Source organism: Microbacterium sp. MYb64 (assembly GCF_002979495.1).
GTDB lineage: Bacteria > Actinomycetota > Actinomycetes > Actinomycetales > Microbacteriaceae > Microbacterium > Microbacterium azadirachtae_A.
The window spans coordinates 22540-42090 of record NZ_PCOW01000015.1 but is presented as its reverse complement, the minus strand read 5'-3'; the positions used below and the strand labels follow the sequence as shown (position 1 = coordinate 42090).

The window sequence follows — 19551 nt, the reverse complement described above, 5'->3', positions numbered from 1 at the left end:
CGGTCCCTGAGCGAGGAGCGCAGCGACGACGAGTGCGATGCGCGCGCCTCAGGCCCCGATGAACTCCTCCACCGGGCCGAAGTCGGGTTCCTCGCGGATCTCGACCACGGATCCGAGCACGTCCGTCTCGAGCACGCGGATCTCGTTGCGACCGTTGCGCCAGAGCGGCGCCGGGGCGTACAGCGTGACCTGCGGGCCGACCGCGCGATAGCGGCCGAGCAGGAATCCGTTCAGCCACACCATGCCGTTCGCGCCGCCGGGGAAGGCGAGCCAGGCATCGGCGGGATCCGCGACGTCGAACACCGCCCGGGCGAGGCCGTCGGCCGGCCCGGCGCCGGCCGGAGCCGGAGCAGCGGCAGCGGGATCCGCCGGAGCGTCCTGCGGGAGGACCCGGTGCGTCCAGCCGTGCGCGAACCGGCGCCCGATCCGCACGCCCGCCATGATGCCCTTGCCCTCGCCGGTGTGCGGCCCGTAGTTGACCCGCCCCTGGCTCTCCACGATGAGCGTGAGCAGTCCGGATCCGCCCGTGGCGGGCAGGTTGAGCGACCGCACCCCGTCGCGCTCGAGCACGCCGAGGCGCACGCCGTCGAGATAGACGACCGCGCGGTCGTGCAGCACGTCGACCGTCAGGGCCGCCGCGGGCGCGTAGGTGATCTCGGACTCGTACGCGACCAGCCCGTCCTCGGCGACGAGCTCCTCGAAGGTGAGCGGCATCGGGGCCGTCGCGCCGGCGGGCTCCGCGCGCGCGACGTCGAACAGTGACGCCACGGGCACCAGCGATGCGGACGCGGCGGCCTGCCGACGCGGGGCGTCCGGCACCGGCGGGAGATCGCCGTCGTGGAACGGGGCGAAGGCCGCGCGCAGCGCGTGGAACTTGTCGTTCAGGGATCCGTCCTCCCCGATCGGCGCATCCGAGTCGTAGCTCGTGACGGTCGGCTGCAGCACGCCGTCGTGGTTCGCCCCCGCCCAGAGCCCGAAGTTCGTGCCGCCGTGCGCCATGTAGAGGCTCACGGATCCGCCCGCGGCCAGCAGCTCCTCGACCGTGCCGATCATGCTCGCGGCTGAGCGCACGTGGTGGTGCTCGCCCCAGTGGTCGAACCAGCCGCCCCACAGCTCCGCGCAGAGCAGCGCCTGGTCAGGTACGTGCAGGCGCTGCGCCTCGGCGACGCCGGTGCCGAACGTGAACGACCCCATCGCGCCCTCGACGCTGCCGTTGCGCACCATGTCGGCCGTGGTCCCGTCGGCGGTCGTGAGCAGCTCCACGATCCCCCGCGCGCGCAACCCGTCGCGCAGGTGCACGAGGTAGTCGTGGTCGCTGCCGAAGGATCCGTATTCGTTCTCGATCTGCAGTGCCGTGATCGGGCCGCCGTGGGCCGCCTGCAGCGCGGCGAGCCGGGGGATCAGCTCGTCGTACCAGGCGTCGACCGCGGCGAGGAAGGCGGGGTCGCTCGTGCGGAGGGAACGGGTGCGGCCGCTCAGCCAGAACGGGATGCCGCCGTTCGACCATTCGGCGCAGATGTAAGGGCTGGGGCGCACGAACACGTCGAGCCCGATCTCGCCCGCGAGCCGGATGAACCGCTCGGCATCGCGCCAGCCGTCGAAGTCGCTCTCCCCCTCGACCCGCTCGTGGAAGTTCCACGGGATATAGGTGTCGACCGTGTTCGCGCCCATCGCAGCGAGGCGGCGCAGCCGGTCCTCCCACTGATCGGGGTGGACACGGAAGTAGTGCACCGCGCCGGAGAGCATCCGGAAGGGACGGCCGTGGCGCCGCAGCGCCCCGTCCTCGTAGGTGAGCGCGGCGCGCGGGGACTCGGTCATGGCTCTCCTCGGGGTGCGACACGATGTTTGCGTCACCATAGTCTCGCAGGCAGCACGTGTCGACCGAAACCGGTCTCGAACTCAGTCGAATCCGCCCGCCACGCTCGGATCCGGCGCGGGGGCGGCCCGGATCGACTGAATTTCGCACGCGTAGGCTGGCGACATGCCCGTCACCCTCGCCGAAGCCCTCGCCGATCTGGCCGCCCTGGAGGATCCGAAGGCGCGCGCCGTCAACGAGCGGCACGGCGATGCCCACGGGGCGAACCTGTCTCGGATGCGTGCGCTCGCGAAGCGGATCGGCACGGATCCGGAGCTCGCCGGAGAACTGTGGGCATCCGGCGACGTGGCGGGGCAGCTCCTCGGGATCCTCGTGACGAAGCCTCGCGTCCTCGACGCGGGCGATCTCGACCGCATGGTGCGGGAGACCCTGAGCTCCAAGGCGCACGACTGGCTCGTCGCGTACATCGTGAAGAAGTCGCCGCTCGCGGAGGAGCTGCGCGTGCGCTGGCTGGACGACGCCGATGCCGACGCGCGCGCCGCGGCCTGGTCGCTCACCTCCGCCCGGGTCGCGAAGAGTCCGGAGGGGCTCGACCTCGATGCGCTCCTGGACCGGATCGAACGCGAGCTCGCCGGCGCCCCGGCGCGCGAGCAGTGGGCGATGAACGAGACGCTCGCCACGATCGGCATCCACCATCCCGCGGAGCGCGACCGCGCGATCGCGATCGGCGAACGGCTGCAGGTGCTCGCCGACTACCCCACCCCGCCGAACTGCACCTCGCCCTTCGCGCCGCTGTGGATCGCGGAGATGGTGAGCCGCCAGGGCTGAGGGCATCCTCGCACGCGGCGGGAAGTGCGGAGGCGATGCCGCCCGCACTCGTCAATCGATGCGTTCGAAATGGTGGCTGAACTCCTGGATGATCGCACCGGGCACGTCGATGTTCGGCGAATACCGGCGATGCACCTGCAGCCCGTCCCAACACGCCGTGAGCCAGATGGCGAGATTGCGGGGCGTCGTTCTCGTAGCGATGTGACCCGAGGCGAGGAGCGACACGATCCCTTCCTCGAAGCGATTCAGCACACGCAGATATCGGGACTGCAGGAACGAGTGCGCCGGATGACTGGGATCCACCGCCTCGCACAGGAGCGCTGAGTACAAACGGCTGACGTCCGGTCGTGTCTCCGCGAACTCGAGCCGGCGTGCGAGCTGCTCCAGTGGGTCATCGCCGCCATCGGCTGCGGTGAGCGGATAGTCGACGGCATCCGGCGCACGGAGGATGGCGTCGAGCAGCTGATCCTTGGTCGAGTAGTGGTAGATCAACGAGCCATGTGAGACGCCGAGTGCGTTCGCGATCGACCTCAGGCTTGCCGACCGGTACCCTTCATCCGCGAATGAACGCGTGGCCTGCTCGAGGATGCGGCGCGAGAGAGAGTCCTTGACAGGAACCGAGGCCGCGCGAACGATGCGGGCCGCCGCTCGCGCCCGTTCGAACATGCCCTCGTCGATCGGAGCCGGCGCGCGGCTGCAAAGGATGTCCGCCACGACCTCCGGCGGAGATACGTGGTCGGGCACATAACGCGCCGCGATGTCGATACCGTCCCACGCCGATGCGATCAGGTCCCCCCGGGAAGGGAAGAGCGACTCGACCCAGGCCTTCTGAGAACGCACCGATTTCGACAGGGCAGCGTGAGCAGGATGATCCGAGGAAGCAGCCTCTCCCATGAGCGTCAGATAGACGCCGAGGTTCTCGGCGTCTGATGACCGCGCGCGGACCGCCGAGAGGAGGTCCTCAACGGGTGTCGCCGCCGACGCTGCCGCCGGAGGATGCCAGAGCGAGATATCGAGCACGCTCATCAAGAGGGCGTCGCGCGTCGGGAAGTGCCGGAGGATCCCGTTGTGGCTGCGCCCGATGGACGATGCGAGCGCCCGAAGCGAAGATCCGCGGTAGCCGTTACGGCTGATATGCGACCTGGCGGCGCGGACGATGTCGCCCTTCGCAGAGGCTCGGGTCCGAGAGCCGTCCACCGGCGGACTCACTCCGTCGGTCGCCATGGATCGAGTGTATCGACCCGCCCAGATTTGACCAACTGGTCGCATCATCGTATGGTTTGACCAACTGGTCGCATTCCTCGGTTCCCGCCGAGCAGGCGAAGCCGCCCGGCCGGGATCGAATCGAAGGAGATCGCGGATGCGCGCCGTCATGGTCATGTTCGACAGCCTGAATCGTCACATGCTGCCGCCATACGGCTCCGACGAGATCGTGGCGCCGAACTTCCAGCGGCTGGCCGAGCGGACCGTGGTCTTCGACCGGTTCTATGCGGGGTCTTTGCCCTGCATGCCCGCGCGTCGTGAGCTGCACACGGGGCGCCATAACTTCCTGCATCGCTCCTGGGGTCCACTGGAGCCCTGGGACGATTCGATGCCTGAGCTGCTGAAGAAGGCCGGGGTGCACACGCATCTCGCCAGCGACCACTTCCACTATTGGGAGGACGGCGGGGCGACCTACCATTCGCGATACTCGACGTGGGAATTCTTCCGCGGGCAGGACGGCGACCCGTGGAAGGGGCGGGTGGACACTCCGGACATCCCATTGAAGTCGTTCCGTGGAGCCGTCCACCGCCAAGACGCCATCAATCGCGGCTATCTGCAGCGGCAGGCGGATCACCCCCAGTCGAAGACCTTCGATGCCGGCCTGGAGTTCATCCGTACGAACGCGAGCGCGGACGACTGGTTCCTTCAGATCGAGTGCTTCGACCCGCACGAACCCTTCTTCACGTATGACGAGTACCGGGCCCTGTATCCCCACAATTATGACGGCCCGGACTTCGACTGGCCTCCCTATCAGCGAGTCACTGAACCCGAGTCGCAGGTCGAGCACGCGCGGAACGAGTACAAGGCCCTGGTGTCGATGTGCGATCGATCCCTGGGGCGCGTCCTGGACGCGATGGATGAGCATCACCTCTGGGAAGACACGCTGCTCATCGTCAACACCGATCACGGATTCCTGCTGGGAGAGCACGGATGGTGGGCGAAGTCCGTGCAGCCTTGGTTCGACGAGCTGGTCCACCTGCCGGCTTTCCTCTGGGATCCGCGCACGAAGCAGTCCGGCGTGCGCAGCGATGCGCTCGCGCAGACGATCGACATCGCGCCGACCCTGCTCAGGCATTTCGGCATCGAGACCCCCGCGGACATGCAGGGCCTCCCGCTGCGGACGGAGGACGACCAGGCCGGACATGCCCCTCGTGACGGTGCGCTGTTCGGCATCTACGGAGGTCACGTCAACGTCACCGACGGCCGGTACGTGTACATGCGCGCGTGCGCTGCTTCCGGCAATACGCCACTCGAGGAGTTCACGCTGATGCCCACTCACATGAGAAGCCGGTTCGGCGTCAACGAACTTCTCCACGCGGAACTCGCTTCGCCGTTCGGCTTCACCAAGGGTGTGCGACCGCTCAGAGTGGCTGGTCGAACGCTCTACAACCCGTTCCGATTCGGCACGCTGCTGTACGACCTCGAAACGGATCCCAAGCAGGAGAAGCCCCTTCAGGATCAAGACCTCGAACTCCGCATGCTTCGCCTGCTGGCCCGCCTGCTGCGGGAGACGGATGCGCCGAGGAGTCAGTTCGAACGACTCGGGATCCCCTGGGACGGAGAGCCTTCGGAGGAACACCTCCTCGTCGGTGCTCAGCGCGACCTCTCCGAGGCCGCGGCCGCTCCTCTACCGCCCCGCACCGAGTTCGCGGCCGATTCCGGCGTGCACACCCCCATCCGTACGCTTCTGGGCGACCCGGCTGCTCGCACGGTCGTCCACAAGCACCTTCCGATCCTCGCGGACACCGAGGTGCTCGGGTTCGTGGCGGGCACGACCCTCTACGACGCCGCGGCGACAGCCATGATCCCGCCCCGCGTCCTTCGCGCGCTCAGCGCGGAACTCGCCGCTCTTTGACCCACCCCATCCGCCCGCTCCAATCAACGAAGATTCAGGAGGATCCCTTGACCGTCACGACCCCCACGGCCACCATCCGCGCGAACAAGGCTTCCCACGTCAAGCACCGTTGGCGGAATCTGTTCACCCTCACCGGCATCAACGTGATCGAGAACGCCGAGACGGGAATGGCGTCGACGCTCTTCCCGACGATCGCGAAGGCGCTCGATCTCAACAACGGCCATCTCGGCATTCTCGCCGCAGCGGGCAAGATCGTCGCCGTCCCGCTCGGGCCCGTCTGGGTGGCCGTTTCCAACCGCGTCCCCCGCCGCACCATCATGGTCGTCAGCACCGCGCTCGCAGGAGTCTTCGGCCTGCTCGCCGGTTTCGCAGAATCGTTCGAGATGCTGCTGTTGTTCAACACCCTCATGGCCGCGACCCTCGTAGGAATCGGGCCGATCGCGAACTCCGTGATCTCAGACTCGTTCGACGACGCCCACCGGGCGCGCGCCGTGGGAATCTACTTCGGCGTGGCCGGAGTCCTGTCTTCGCTGCTCGGGCCCGTCGTCGGACAGCTCTCCCGCTTCGACAGCGGCTGGAGATGGGGGCTGTGGGGCATGAGCGCCATCTGCATCCTCTCCTCGATCGGGATCCTGGTCGTGTTCAAGGATCCCGGTGTCGGCGCCGCGGAGAAGCAGCTCGTCGACCTCGACGAATCGGATCGGCGGGGCGGGGCCCAGTCGTTCCGCGAAGCCGTGTCCGTGGTGAAGGTCCCGACCTTCGCCGTGATGCTCCTGTCTCGGCTGCTGTCCGGTCACATGCTCTTCCTCGTGTTCGGGGTGCAGTTCCTCGTGACCGAACGAGGATTCTCGAACGCGGTCGCCGCCATCGCGATCGTCCCCTACGGGCTGGGGTTCTTCCTCGGAACGGTCGGCGGCGGCCTGCTCGTCTCCTGGATCGATCGCAAACTGCCCCTGCGCGGGAGGGTGCTGCTTCTGCAGCTCGCGCAGGTGTGCTTCGCCACCGCGGCCCTTCTCGGCACACAGCACGCGTTCGAGCACTTCTGGGTCTACCTGATCTGCTGGGGTGCGATCGGGCTGTCGCAGGGCCTCAACCCGACGATCAATCGGCCGATCATCATGGCATCGATCATGCCCGAGTCCCGAGCGCCTGCGCTGGCCGTCCTGATGACGATCGTGGAGCCGTTGGCGTGGGTGATCTATGCCCTCGGCGCAGGCGCCCTGGCGAACGTGCTCGGCCTGCAGACCGTGTTCTTCTTCGTTCTCGTCGTGATGATCCTCATCAACGCGGTCGTCCTCTCCGCGCTGTACGTCACCTACCCGCGGGACGTCCACAAGGTCGAGCACGCCCTCGACGCCCGCCGCAGGGAGGCGCTGTCGTGACCGAACACGCGCGCGAACGGCGACGGGAGCCGAAGACCCGCCCGGTTCGTCCCAACATCCTCTGGATCGTCGGCGAAGACTGCCCGCCACGGTTCGGCTGCTACGGCGACGAGCTGGCGCACACCCCGGCGATCGACGCGCTCGCCAGGCGCGGCGTGCTCTACGAACGTGCGTACTCGAATGCGCCGGTCTGCGCCCCCTCGAGGTTCTCGCTGCTCACCGGGATCCCCGCTGAGAGCCATGCGCCGGCTGATCGCATGCGCGCGTCGGCCACTCGACCCGAGTGGATGCTCGGTCACCCCGAGCTGATGCGGTCCACCGGCTACTACACGGTCAACAACGCGAAGACGGACTACAACCTGGATGTCGACGAGAGCGAGATCTGGGATGCGAGCTCGCCGGAGGCGCACTGGCGGACCAGGGCTCCCGGGCAGCCGTTCCTCGCGGTCTTCAACTTCGATCCGACGCATGAATCGTCTCTCTTCGATTCCTCGTCGCCCGTCGCACGCGCCGCCGCCGCCCTTGCTGCCCGCATGCCCGATCGGAGGATCCCCGCGATCAAGGATCTGCCCCTCGGCGTCCCGCCCGAAGAGGTGCGTGTCCCGCAGTACCTTCCCGACACGGAACCGATCCGGCGAGACATCGCGCGCACATACACGCTGGTGCGCAAGTTCGACGAGTTCGTCGGGCTGCTGCTCTCACAGCTGGAGGACGATGGCCTCACCGACGACACGATCGTCATCCTCACGTCCGACCACGGCGGAATCACGCCACGGAGCAAGCGCTACTGCTACGACGAGGGCCTCCACGTGCCGTTGATCCTGGCCGCTCCCCCGCAGTGGGCCTCTTCCTTGCCCGCGCCGGGGTCTTCCTGGCCCGAGCCCGTTTCGACAGTGAGCCTGCCGTCGACGACGCTGGACGCCGCAGCCATCGATGTCCCGGCGTACATGAGCGCCCCCTCCCTTCTCTCTGCACGATCGGAGGAGGACGACGCGATGGTGTTCTCACAGCGGAACAGGATGGACGAGAGGTTCAGCCTCGTACGCACCGTGCGCAGCAGGCGATACCGCTACATCCGCACCTATACGCCGCATCGACCCACGATCCAGTACCAGGCGTTCGCGTGGAACGCGGAAGGCTACCGGTCCTGGGAGGAAGAGCACATCGCCGGCAGGCTCTCCCCGGAGAGTGAGCGCATGTGGAACTCCCCCGCACCGGTGCAACTGTACGATCTGGACTCCGACCCCGACGAACTCAGGAACCTCGCGGGTACTCCCGGGCTCGAGCTGGTCGAGCGACGCCTTGCCGACGCGCTCAGACAGCACATCCTCGACGTCCACGACAACGGGTTCCTCCCCGAGTACTCCGACGTCTGCGGGTGGGACGCCAGTCGTGCTCCGGACGCGTACCCTCTCGAACGGATTCTCAGCATCGCGGATCTCGGCTTCCGCGAGGACCCGGGAAGCATGCTCACGCTGACAGCTGCCCTCATGGACACTCATCCCACCGTCCGACGGTGGGCCGCGCTCGGGATACTCAGGCGCGTCTCCGCTGCCGCTGCGACTCGGCCGCCTGTCGCGCTTCGTGAGCCGATCGCGCGGCTGTGCGAGCACCTTTCGGACCTGCCCGAGGTGGCGATTCCCGCGGCCGAAGCCGTCGCGCGGGCGACATCGGCGCCGGAGGCGATCGACACCCTGCTCGAATTGGCGGCACCCGGAAACGACGTCGGGATCAGGCTGGAGGCGGTCGATGCGCTCACGGCGCTGCCGCAGGATCTCACCCTCCCGCGGCTCGCCGCGATCGAGGACGCGGGCAGAGACGCGGACGAATACCTCGGCAACGCGATCCGTTACCTCGTGACGCGCCTCCAGGGGCGGTACACGCCGGACGCTCAGATCTACTCGATCGCGTCCCTGCTGGCGCAAGGAGAGCGAGCACGATCCGGGCTCAAGGTGCGCGCGGCGACGTGAGCAGGCGCGGGACGCCTTGAATGGGCCGTGGCTGATCCTGCCGGGTCGCCGCGACGCTACAGGATCCAGTCGATTTCGTCGGTCCGGTACCAGTTCCAGCCGCGTCGCGTCCAGGCACGAGCCTGCGGCGCGAGCCTGGACGCGTACTCCTCCCAGTCGCTCGTGTGCACGGACCATGCCTTCTCGGCGATGCCGCAGAGTCGAGGCAGGAGCATGAACTCGAGATCGTCTCGATCCGTGATCGTCTCGGACCAGATCGCGGCCTCGACGCCCGCGATCTGGGTCGCGTCCTGGATGTCACGAGTGTCCGCGACTGGATCCCAGTCCACTCCCGCACGCAGGCTTACCGGCGGATAGAGCGAATGACCCACCCGGGTCCGGGTCTTCTCCTGAGCAGGGTCGAGCGGGGATCCCGTATGAGGGGCATCGAAATACGCACGCGTCGCTGGGGAGACCAGTATCCGTGCGCCTGCTGCGAGCGCGTTCGGGATGTCGGTCCGGCTCTTCTCCAGAGCAACCGAAAGAAGGTCGCGGCGGTGTGCGGGAAGCCTGTTGAGCATCGGGGCGACCTCCTCGGGCGTGGCATCGATCCAGTACTGGATCGCGTCGTGCCGGGTGAGCGGCCCGGCGGCCATTTCCTGCCACCCGATGACGCGTCTCCCCCGAGCCCGAACGGCGGTCATCGCGCGCTCGACGAACCACGAGTACGCGTCGTCCGGCAAGCCGAACACTTCGTCCGCACCGATGTGGATGTATGCACTGTGCGGAAACTGCGTCACCACGGCATCGAGAACATCGTCGACGAGCGCCCACGTGCCTTCGTTCCGATGGTCGAGCGTATCGGGTATGACACCGGAAGATCGCGAAGAGGTGCCCTCGTGCAGGGTGGCAAGCTCCGGGTAGGCGCGCAGGGCGGCCGCAGAATGCCCGGGCATGTCGATCTCGGGGACGATCGTGACGAACCGGGCCGTCGCGTAGGCGACCAGCCCGGCCATCTCGGCGGCCGAGAGATGTCCGCCGGGTCGGCCATCACGAGCCCCGGCGCCTCCGATCTCCGTCAGCGCAGGACGCCCCGGAACCTCGAGCCGCCAACCCTCGTTGTCAGTGAGGTGGAGGTGCAGGACGTTGATCTTGTAGAGCGAACACATGTCGATGACGCGGCGGATGGTCGACGGATCGTGGAATGTCCGCACGACGTCCAGAGCCAGCCCCCGCCAGGAGAACCGCGGGCCGTCCTGGATCCGCAGGAACGGCACCACCCCGTCCGCCGAGGCGACCAGCTGACGCAGGGTGGTCAGGCCACGGTGGATCCCTTCCCGCGTCGACGCCTTCAGCCGCACTCCGTGTGCGTCCACCTCGAGTCCATAGCGCTCGTCCGCAGGGGTAGCGAGACTCGCCGCATCCGCCCGGAGGCCTTCGGCAGCGGGCGCCGAGAGCTCCGCCGACGTGACGAGTTCGAGGACGACCTGCGCGGTGGAGAGGACTCTCGTCTCCGCGAGGACCGGGCCGCCGTCCGCAATCACGTCGGCGATGAAGACGCCGACGATCTCGCGCAGTTCGACGTCGGCCGTGAAGATCGTGTCACCGTCAGCCAGCCTCGATGACCCATGGGTCATCGAGAGGCCGTACGGGCGCGGGATAGGGGAAATCGGCATGGCGTTCCTTCGTGACGAGGACGGGCCCGCGCATGCACGCATGCACGGCCTCGTGGGTGGCTATGCGGTAGCCGGGCGGGCGCCGACGTCGGTCGCCCTGACATCGCGCCACAGCAGCGCGAGCATCTCGTGCATCCCCCGTTGCATGTCGAACGCCTCATCGACCAGCCACTGATTCTCAAGGCCCTCGAAGGCGGTCACCACGAAGACGCCCACCTCGGCCGGATCGATGTCGCGCCTCACGGTGCCCGCCTTGATGCTGTGCTCCGCGGCGGCTGCGGCAAGCCGCCGGACGCGAGCGTGACGCATTCGCGACCACTGCACCGCCGTCGCCGACGCAGGTCCGCTCTCCAGGGCGCACAGGTGCGCGAGCCGCACGAGGGGGCGCTGGGCCTGGGACAGGCCTACAAGGGACTCGATGATCGCGATGGCGTCCTCGAGGCCGACGCCGGCGTATTCCGGCGAGTCCAGATCGATCTCATCGAGATGCTCCGGCAGGTCTCTCGACGTGGGATTCCAGGGTGAAAGGCCCTTGCGCCCCTGCTCCTCCAGCACGGCGAGCAACAGGGCGGTCTTGTTCCGGTAGTGGTGGATCACCAGCGGGCGTGTCACTCCGGCCTTGCGGGCGATGGCGTCCAGAGACGTCGAATGCAGTCCCGACTCGGAGAACAGGTCGAAGGCCGCGGCCAGGATGCTCTGCCTCGTCGCTGCGCCTGATTTCGCGCTGAGGTCTGTAGTCGCCATGGGAAGGAACATAGCAGCGTTTCCCGCTCTAGCTGACTATCTGTATAGTCAGCCACATGAATGCTCAGACAATGGGGTCGATCTACCCGACCGCCCCTCGAACGGCACCGGTCACGCGCGACGAGTTCGGCGCAGACTTCACCTGGGGCGTGTCTACCGCCTCGTACCAGATCGAAGGCGCCGCGGCCGAGGGGGGCCGCGTCCGGTCCGCATGGGACGACTTCGTCACAATTCCCGGCCACATCCGGGGCGGTGACACCGCAGATGTGGCGGCGGACCATTTCCACCGCTACCGCGAGGACGTCGAACTCATGAGAGAGCTGGGCGTCACTGCCTATCGCTTCTCCTTCGCATGGCCGCGGATCCAGTCCGAGAGCCGCGTGATCACGCAGGGCCTCGACTTCTACGACCGCCTAGTGGATGAACTGGCTGGCGCAGGCATCGAACCGGTCCCCACGATCTTCCATTGGGACACTCCGTCGTGGGTGGAAGCCCGCGGCGGGTGGCGGACGCGTGATGTCGCCGACCGGTTCGCGGACTACTCCACGCTGCTCGCCGACCGTTTCTCGGATCGCATTCAGCGGTGGATGACGCTCAACGAGCCCGTCGCACTGACGATGCTCGGCCACGGTGTCGGACTGCACGCGCCAGGACACACCATGGGACTCGACGCTGTCGAGGTCGGGGCGAATCTGCTGCTCGCACACGGCAAGTCCGTCGCCGCGTTGCGCGCGGCCGGTGTCACGAGCATCGGCATCGCCAACGCGCACACTCCGGTGTGGCCAGTGGACGACACGGCGGAGACCCGCTCGGCCGTCGCGTTCTACGACGCGCTGCAGAACGGACTGTTCATGCAACCGCTTCTGCGGGGTAGCTGGCCGGCGCCGTTGCGCGAGGCCCTCACGCACCGCGACGAGGATCTGGCCACGATCTCTGCGCCGATCGACTGGTACGGGGTGAACTACTACCACCCCACGGCGATCGGCCCAGCGGGCGCCGGCGGAACGCCTCTGCAGGGCGAGATCCCGCTGCCGGACGGGCTGCCGTTCTCCTTCGGCCCGATCGAGGGCTACCCGACCAGCGACTTCGGCTGGCCGGTCGTCCCACGTGCGCTCACGGAACTCCTGGTCGGCATGCGCGACACCTATGGCGATGCCCTTCCGCCGATCATGATCACGGAGAACGGCACCTCGAACACGGTGGAGCGCTCGGAGGACGGACGGTTCCGAGACGACTTCCGCATCGAGTTCCTCGCCGGACATCTCGCCGCGGTTCGCGATGCGCAGGACGCCGGGGTCGATGTGCAGGGGTACTTCCACTGGTCGCTGATGGACAACTTCGAGTGGGCGGAGGGGTACTCACAGCGTTTCGGGATCGTCGACATCGACCCGGTGACGCAAGACCGCACACCCAAGGACAGCTACCACTGGTACCGGTCATTCCTCACCGGATCGGCGAGGTCATGAGCGCGGCGGCGCCCCCAGCCGTCACGGACGACCAGGCCATCGCCCGCCCGGGGGCGCGCTTGTTCGCCGGCCTGCCGCTGGCGAACTTCGCAACGAGTCTGGTCTGGGGCTCGGTGCCCACCGTGCTGTTGGCCCTCCAGGTGCAGGAATCGCTCGGCGAAGCAGACAAGGTCGCGAACCTGGCGATCATCACCACCATCGGTGGAATCTTCTCGGTCCTCAGCCAGCCGATCGCAGGTGCGCTGTCCGACCACACGCGGAGCCGGTTCGGCAGACGCGCGCCGTGGATCGCTCTCGGCGGGCTCCTCGGCGGGCTTGCCCTGATCGGGATGTCGTTCGCCAGCACCCTCGCCTCATTCACCGTGGGCTGGGTCGCCATCATCATCGGATTCAACTTCGTGCAGGGGCCCTTGACGGCGATCATCCCCGATCGGGTCCCGCGCACCCTCCGAGGCACCTTCGCTGCCTTGCTCGGACTCGGGCTGATGGTCGGATCGATGGGTGGCCAGATCTTCGCGTCAGCGATGTCGAAGCACATCTCTCTCGCCTACTATCTGCTCGCCGGATTCGCCGTGATCGTTCTGACGCTGTTCCTCACTCTCGCGCCCGACCGCAGCAGCACCGGGCTCGTGCGCGAGCCGTTCCGCCTTCGATCCTTCCTCGGCACCTTCTGGGTCGACCCGCGCAAGCACCCCGATTTCGCCTGGGCGTTCACCAGCCGACTTCTCCTCTACACCGGGTACAACGTGGTCTTCGGCTACAAGCTCTATCTCCTGCAGGACTATGTCGGCCTGGGCGAAGCGGCGACAGGCGTCCTCCCGATCATGGGCATAGCGGCAGTCCTCGGCCTGCTCTCGACCACGGTGGTCGCGGGTCGCCTGTCCGATCGCCTGGGACGACGACGGATCTTCGTCCTCGTGTCCGCGACGGTCGTCGCGATCGCGGTTCTGGTCCCGCTGTTCCTCCCGAATACGACGGGGATTCTGATCATGGCCGCTCTCGGCGGCATGGGCTTCGGGTGCTTCCAAGCCGTCGACACCGCCCTCATCACCGAGGTGCTGCCTGCGGAAGCCGACTACGGCAAGGACATCGGCGTCGTGAACATGGCCTCGACCCTGCCGCAGGTGCTGGCGCCCTCGATCGCGGGGCTCATCGTGATCACCAGCGGAGGGTTCGCGCTGCTTTTCCCGATCGCAGCGATCAGCGCCCTCCTCGCGGGGATCGTGATCCTCCGCGTGCGTTCGGTTCGCTGAGCCGGCCATTGAAAGGAAGACGAAGATGTCAGAAGCGGCAGATGTGGTGGTCGTGGGCGCGGGACTCGCCGGGCTCGTGGTCGTGGACGAGCTCCTCAGACACGGCAAGCGCGTGATCGTCGTGGATCAGGAGAACGAGGCGTCCTTCGGGGGGCAGGCGTTCTGGTCCTTCGGAGGGCTCTTCCTCGTCGACAGCGCGCAGCAACGACGGATGGGCGTCCGTGACAGCGTGGACCTGGCATGGGGCGATTGGCAGCGCAGCGCCGCGTGGGACCGCATGGACGGCGTGCTTGCCGAGGACGAGTGGGCGGCGAAGTGGGGGCGCGCGTTCGTCGAGTTCGCCGGCGGCGAGATGGCGTCCTGGATCTCCAACCGCGGAATCGCCCTCACGCCGATGGTGGGCTGGGCGGAACGCGGGAGCCTGTCGATGTCAGGACATGGCAACTCCGTCCCCCGCTTCCACGTCGCCTGGGGGACGGGAACCGGCGTCATCGGCCCCTTCGCCCGCCGCGCTCAGCAGGCGGCGAGAGACGGCCGCCTTCGGGTGCGCTTCCGGCATCGGGTCGACTCTCTGATCGTCGAAGACGGCGTGTGTCACGGAGTATCGGGCACGCTCCTGGCTCGTGACGACCAACCTCGGGGCGTGGAGACGACGCGAGAGACCGTCGGCGAGTTCGAGTTGCGGGCGTCGGCCGTCGTGGTCGCCAGTGGAGGTATCGGGGGCGATCACGAGAAGGTCCGTCGTTGGTGGCCGGAGCGACTGGGGCAGCCGCCCTCGGAGATGATCACCGGCGTTCCGGCGTCGGTCGACGGACGGATGCTCGACATCGTCGCGGCCGGCGGGGGCCGCCTCGTCAATCGCGACAGGATGTGGCACTACACAGAGGGTGTGCGCAACCACGATCCGATCTGGCCCGACCACGCGATCCGGATCCTCCCGGGTCCCTCGGCACTGTGGCTGGATGCCCTCGGTCGCCGGCTGCCGATTCCGGCACTGCCGGGCTTCGACACCCTCGAGACCCTCCGGATCCTCCGCACCGATCCCGCTCTCGTCGGACACGACCACTCCTGGTTCATCGCGACACGGAAGATCGCCGCCAAGGAGTTCGCTCTCTCCGGATCCGAGCAGAATCCAGACATCACCGGCCGAAAGCCGTTGAAGGTGGTTGCCAGCCGCCTCACCGGAAGCATGCCAAGCCCTCTGCAGGCGTTCCTGGACCGGGGCGAGGACTTCGTGCAGGCGGAGTGCCTGGACGAGCTCGTACGGAAGATGAACGATCTCACGGATGTCCCGCTTCTCGATCCACGAGCAGTCGAAGCAGTCGTCGCCGAGCGCGATCGGGCGATGGCGAATCCGTTCGGAAAGGACGCACAGGTCCTGGCCATCCACAACGCCCGACGCTACCGCGGCGACCGTCTCGCTCGGGTCACCCGGCCGCACAGACTCGTGGACGCCAAGGCCGGCCCGCTCATCGCGGTGCGATTGCGCACTCTGACGCGCAAGTCCCTCGGAGGCATCCAGACCGACCTCGAGGGGCGTGTGCGAGGACAGGACGGTCAGCCCGTCCCCGGGCTCTATGCGGCCGGGGAGGCCGCTGGATTCGGCGGCGGCGGCGCGCACGGTTACAACGCCCTGGAGGGCACCTTCCTCGGCGGATGCCTCTTCACCGGGCTCACCGTCGCACGTTCGCTTCAGCGTGGCGTCTGATCCGGCGCCCCCGCCACGCGCATCCGCGCGCGCCTCGCCCCCGGGGGATCCTCGCGAATACCCTGATCGCATGAGCACGCACATCGCCGCCGCGCCCGGTCAGATCGCCCCCGTCGTCCTGTTCCCCGGGGATCCGCTGCGTGCCAGATGGATCGCAGAGACCTTCCTCGACGACGCCGAGTGCTATTCCGAGGTGCGCGGCATGCTCGGCTTCACCGGCACCTGGCAGGGCCACCGGGTCTCGGTGCAGGGGTCCGGAATGGGACAGCCTTCGATGTCGATCTATGCGAACGAGCTGTTCCAGGAGTACGACGTGCAGACGATCGTGCGGGTCGGCTCGTGCGGCGCGCTCACGGAGAAGGTCGGCATGCGCGACATCATCATCGCGAACGGCGCATGCACCGACTCCGGGATCAACCGGGTCCGCTTCCACGGCCAGGACTACGCGCCCGTCGCCGACTTCGGACTCCTCCGCCGCGCCGTCGAGGCGAGCGAGCGGATGGATCTCGACCATGCCGTGCACGTCGGCCTGCTCTTCTCGAGCGACCAGTTCTACAGCACCCGCCCCGAGCTGACCGAGCCGCTGGTGCGGCACGGCGCCCTCGCCGTCGAGATGGAGACCAGCGCGCTCTACACGCTCGCCGCATACTACGACCGCCGGGCCCTCAGCATCTGCACCGTGTCCGACCACCTGGTGACGCACGAGGAGACCACGGCCCTCGAGCGCGAGCAGAGCTTCGGCGACATGGTCCGCATCGCCCTCGAGGCCGCGCTCACGGTCTGACCCTTCTGACCGCGAGACTCCATCTGGGCGACGAGACTGCACGCCTCGCCCGCAGTCTCGTCGCGGAGTTGCAGTCTCGCGGGTGAAGAGGGACGCCCGGGGCGGGGGTGCACGGGTGGGATGATCGATGCATCATGTCTGCGCGCCTCGATCCGTCCGTCGTCCGCTCCGCCGAGGGGGATCCGGATCCGGATGCCGTCTACCTGGCCTTCGTGGAGTGGGCCGAATCGACGGGGATCTCGCTCTACCCGGCGCAGGACGAGGCCGTCATCGAGATCGTGTCGGGGCAGAACCTGATCCTCAGCACCCCGACCGGCACCGGCAAATCGCTCGTCGCGGTCGCCGCCCACTTCGCGGCCCTCGCGGACGGGCGCCGCACGTACTACACCGCCCCGATCAAGGCGCTCGTCAGCGAGAAGTTCTTCAGCCTGGTCGAGGTCTTCGGCGCCGAGAACGTCGGCATGGTCACCGGCGATTCCGCCGTCAACGCCGACGCCCCGATCGTGTGCTGCACGGCCGAGATCCTCGCGAACCTGGCGCTGCGCGAGGGCCCGGATGCCGAGGTCGGCCAGGTCGTCATGGACGAGTTCCACTTCTACGGCGACCCGGATCGCGGCTGGGCCTGGCAGGTGCCGCTGCTCACGCTGCCGCAGGCGCAGTTCATCCTCATGTCGGCCACGCTCGGCGACGTGACCGAGCTCGCCGCGGACCTCACCCGCCGCACCGGCCGCGAGACCGCCGTCGTCACCGGCGTGGAGCGGCCCGTGCCGCTGCACTTCTTCTACGAGACCACCCCGATCCGCGAGACGATCGAGGACCTGCTGCACACCGGCCAGGCGCCGGTCTACATCGTGCACTTCTCCCAGGCCTCCGCCATGGAGCGCGCCCAGGCCCTGGCGAGCGCGAAGGTCGCCACCCGCGAACAGCGCGACGAGATCGCCGAGCTCATCGGCGGCTTCCGCTTCACCACCTCGTTCGGCAAGACCCTCGCGCGCCTGCTGCGGCTCGGCATCGGCGTGCACCACGCAGGCATGCTGCCGAAGTACCGCCGCCTCGTCGAGCAACTCGCGCAGCGGGGGCTCCTGCGCGTGATCTGCGGCACCGACACCCTCGGCGTCGGCATCAACGTGCCCATCCGGACGGTGCTGCTCACGGCGCTCACGAAGTTCGACGGCACCAGGATGCGCCAGCTCAACGCCCGCGAGTTCCACCAGATCGCCGGGCGCGCGGGCCGGGCCGGCTTCGATACGGCCGGCACGGTCGTGGCGCAGGCGCCGGAGCACGAGAGCGAGAACATCGCCGCGATCCGCAAGGCGGGCGACGATCCGAAGAAGAAGCGCAAGATCATCCGCAAGAAGGCGCCGGACGGCTTCGTGTCATGGGGGGAGCCGTCGTTCCAGAAGCTCATCGCCGCCGAGCCCGAGACCCTGACCTCGCACATGCAGATCACGAGCGCGATGATGCTCAACGTGATCGGGCGCGGCGGCGACGTCTTCGCGAATATGCGCTCCCTGGTATATGACAATCATGAGTCCCGCGCCACGCAGCGGATCCTCGCCATCCGGGCGCTCGGGATCTACCGGACGCTGCGGGAGTCGGGGATCGTCGAGCGCGGCCCCGACGGCACGGTCCGCCTCACGGTCGATCTGCAGCCGAACTTCGCGCTGAACCAGCCGCTCTCCCCCTTCGCCCTTGCGGCGTTCGAGCTTCTGGACCCTGCGGATCCGACGTTCGCACTCGACATGCTCTCGATCGTCGAGGCCACCCTCGACGACCCCAGGGCCATCCTCAGCCAGCAGGAATTCGTCACCCGCGGTGAGGCCGTCGCGGTGATGAAGCGCGAGGGCATGGAGTACGAGGAGCGCATGGAAGCGCTCGAGGAGATCACCTACCCGAAGCCGCTCGAGGAGCTGCTCTCCGCCGCGTTCGAGACGTTCAGCACCGCGCAGCCGTGGATCCGCGACTTCGAGCTGCACCCCAAATCGGTCGTGCGCGACATGTACGAACGGGCCATGTCGTTCGGGGAATATGTCGCGCTCTACAAGGTCGCGCGCTCCGAGGGCGTCGTGCTGCGCTACCTCTCGGACGCCTACCGGGCGGCCTCCCAGACGATCCCGGAGCACCTGAAGAGCGAAGAGCTGCGGGACCTCATCGAATGGCTGGGCGAGCTCGTCCGTCAGGTCGACTCCTCGCTGCTGGACGAATGGGAGGAGCTCATCTCGGGCCATCCCGTCTCGCACACCGACGAGCCGGTGGTGCCGCCCGCGCCGAAGCGGCTCACGACGAACGTCCGCGCTTTCCGGATCCTGGTGCGCAACGAGCTGTTCCGCCGCGTGCAGCTCGCCGCCCGGGAGGATCTGGACGCCCTTGCCCAGCTGGATCCGGAGTTCGGCGCCGACGGCTGGGATGCGGCTCTCGACGCCTACTTCGCGGAGCACGACGAGATCCGCATCGGACCCGACGCGCGCAGCGCGGCGCTGCTCATCCTCGATGAGACCGGCGGCCCGGACCATGAGCGCCCCGCCAGGGCGTGGGCCGTGCAGCAGATCCTCGACGACCCGGCAGCAGACCACGACTGGCGGATCTCCGCGATGGTCGACCTGGATGCCTCAGACGAAGCTGGAGAAGCCGTCATCGCCGTGACCGGGGTGGCTCGGCTGTAGCCGGACGGCGCCCTGCATCACGCTCCCGCCGCTTCGTCGTGCTCCCGTGACGATGTCCGGCCCCCGGCGTATCGTCGAAGACACGCGAGCGGAACGGAGGGGCATCTTGACGATTCACGAAGGCCGTGGGGGGCCGCGGACGCCGGCGCGGCAGGCGCAGCTCC

At 68.0% G+C, this 19551-nt stretch carries 13 protein-coding genes; 9 read left to right on the top strand and 4 right to left on the bottom strand.

Translation table 11 applies throughout. The annotated features are described in order from the left end of the window. Window positions 1–48: 48 nt before the first annotated feature. Window positions 49–1818, bottom strand: a complete 1770-nt coding sequence (locus tag CQ044_RS13560) for a beta-galactosidase (RefSeq protein ID WP_181158318.1) — start codon at window positions 1816–1818, stop codon at window positions 49–51. Between the two features lie 163 nt (window positions 1819–1981). Between CQ044_RS13560 and CQ044_RS13555 the strand changes: the two genes are divergently transcribed. Then, window positions 1982–2644: a DNA alkylation repair protein gene (locus tag CQ044_RS13555; protein ID WP_105688954.1), complete on the top strand. Its 663-nt coding sequence runs from the start codon at window positions 1982–1984 to the stop codon at window positions 2642–2644. A gap of 51 nt (window positions 2645–2695) precedes the next feature. Here the strand turns inward: CQ044_RS13555 and CQ044_RS19610 are convergent, their stop codons facing one another. After that, a complete protein-coding gene (locus tag CQ044_RS19610; RefSeq protein WP_181158317.1) occupies window positions 2696–3868 on the bottom strand; it encodes a TetR/AcrR family transcriptional regulator in 1173 nt (390 codons plus the stop codon). 136 nt (window positions 3869–4004) lie between these two features. Here CQ044_RS19610 and CQ044_RS13545 point away from each other — a divergent pair, with 136 nt between their 5' ends. Genes CQ044_RS13545 through CQ044_RS13535 form a run of 3 tightly spaced genes read left to right on the top strand, consistent with a single transcriptional unit; the run spans window position 4005 to window position 9114 of the window. Beyond that, entirely contained in the window at window positions 4005–5762 is a 1758-nt protein-coding gene (locus CQ044_RS13545; RefSeq protein WP_105688953.1) for a sulfatase, read from the top strand. Between the two features lie 47 nt (window positions 5763–5809). Beyond that, window positions 5810–7144: an MFS transporter gene (locus CQ044_RS13540; protein ID WP_219844970.1), complete on the top strand. Its 1335-nt coding sequence runs from the start codon at window positions 5810–5812 to the stop codon at window positions 7142–7144. Continuing rightward, window positions 7141–9114, top strand: coding sequence for a sulfatase (locus CQ044_RS13535; protein WP_105688952.1), 1974 nt, complete (start codon window positions 7141–7143; stop codon window positions 9112–9114). Before CQ044_RS13540 ends, CQ044_RS13535 begins: the two co-directional genes overlap by 4 nt. A gap of 56 nt (window positions 9115–9170) precedes the next feature. Here CQ044_RS13535 and CQ044_RS13530 read toward each other — a convergent pair whose 3' ends face one another. Both CQ044_RS13530 and CQ044_RS13525 read right to left on the bottom strand, forming a co-directional pair. Further along, window positions 9171–10730 carry a beta-N-acetylhexosaminidase gene (locus tag CQ044_RS13530; RefSeq protein ID WP_258133316.1) on the bottom strand — a complete coding sequence of 520 codons (1560 nt, stop codon included), beginning with the start codon at window positions 10728–10730 and terminating at the stop codon, window positions 9171–9173. A 99-nt stretch (window positions 10731–10829) separates the two neighbouring features. Further along, complete coding sequence (locus tag CQ044_RS13525; RefSeq protein WP_181158315.1) at window positions 10830–11513, bottom strand: TetR/AcrR family transcriptional regulator; 684 nt, start codon at window positions 11511–11513, stop codon at window positions 10830–10832. Window positions 11514–11569: 56 nt separating this feature from the next. On the opposite strand from CQ044_RS13525, the gene CQ044_RS13520 reads away from it, so the two are divergent. From CQ044_RS13520 to CQ044_RS13500, 5 genes are all read left to right on the top strand, one after another. Beyond that, a complete protein-coding gene (locus tag CQ044_RS13520) occupies window positions 11570–12979 on the top strand; it encodes a GH1 family beta-glucosidase (RefSeq protein WP_219844969.1) in 1410 nt (469 codons plus the stop codon). Continuing rightward, window positions 12976–14232: an MFS transporter gene (locus tag CQ044_RS13515; RefSeq protein ID WP_105688948.1), complete on the top strand. Its 1257-nt coding sequence runs from the start codon at window positions 12976–12978 to the stop codon at window positions 14230–14232. The genes CQ044_RS13520 and CQ044_RS13515 overlap by 4 nt, the downstream gene beginning before the upstream one ends. A 25-nt stretch (window positions 14233–14257) precedes the next feature. Continuing rightward, window positions 14258–15940 (top strand): FAD-binding dehydrogenase, encoded by a 1683-nt coding sequence (locus tag CQ044_RS13510; RefSeq protein WP_105688947.1) that lies wholly within the window; start codon window positions 14258–14260, stop codon window positions 15938–15940. Window positions 15941–16010: 70 nt separating this feature from the next. Continuing rightward, window positions 16011–16724, top strand: a complete 714-nt coding sequence (gene deoD / locus CQ044_RS13505; RefSeq protein WP_105688946.1) for a purine-nucleoside phosphorylase — start codon at window positions 16011–16013, stop codon at window positions 16722–16724. A 134-nt stretch (window positions 16725–16858) separates the two neighbouring features. After that, window positions 16859–19387, top strand: coding sequence for an RNA helicase (locus CQ044_RS13500; protein ID WP_105688945.1), 2529 nt, complete (start codon window positions 16859–16861; stop codon window positions 19385–19387). Window positions 19388–19551: the final 164 nt, after the last annotated feature.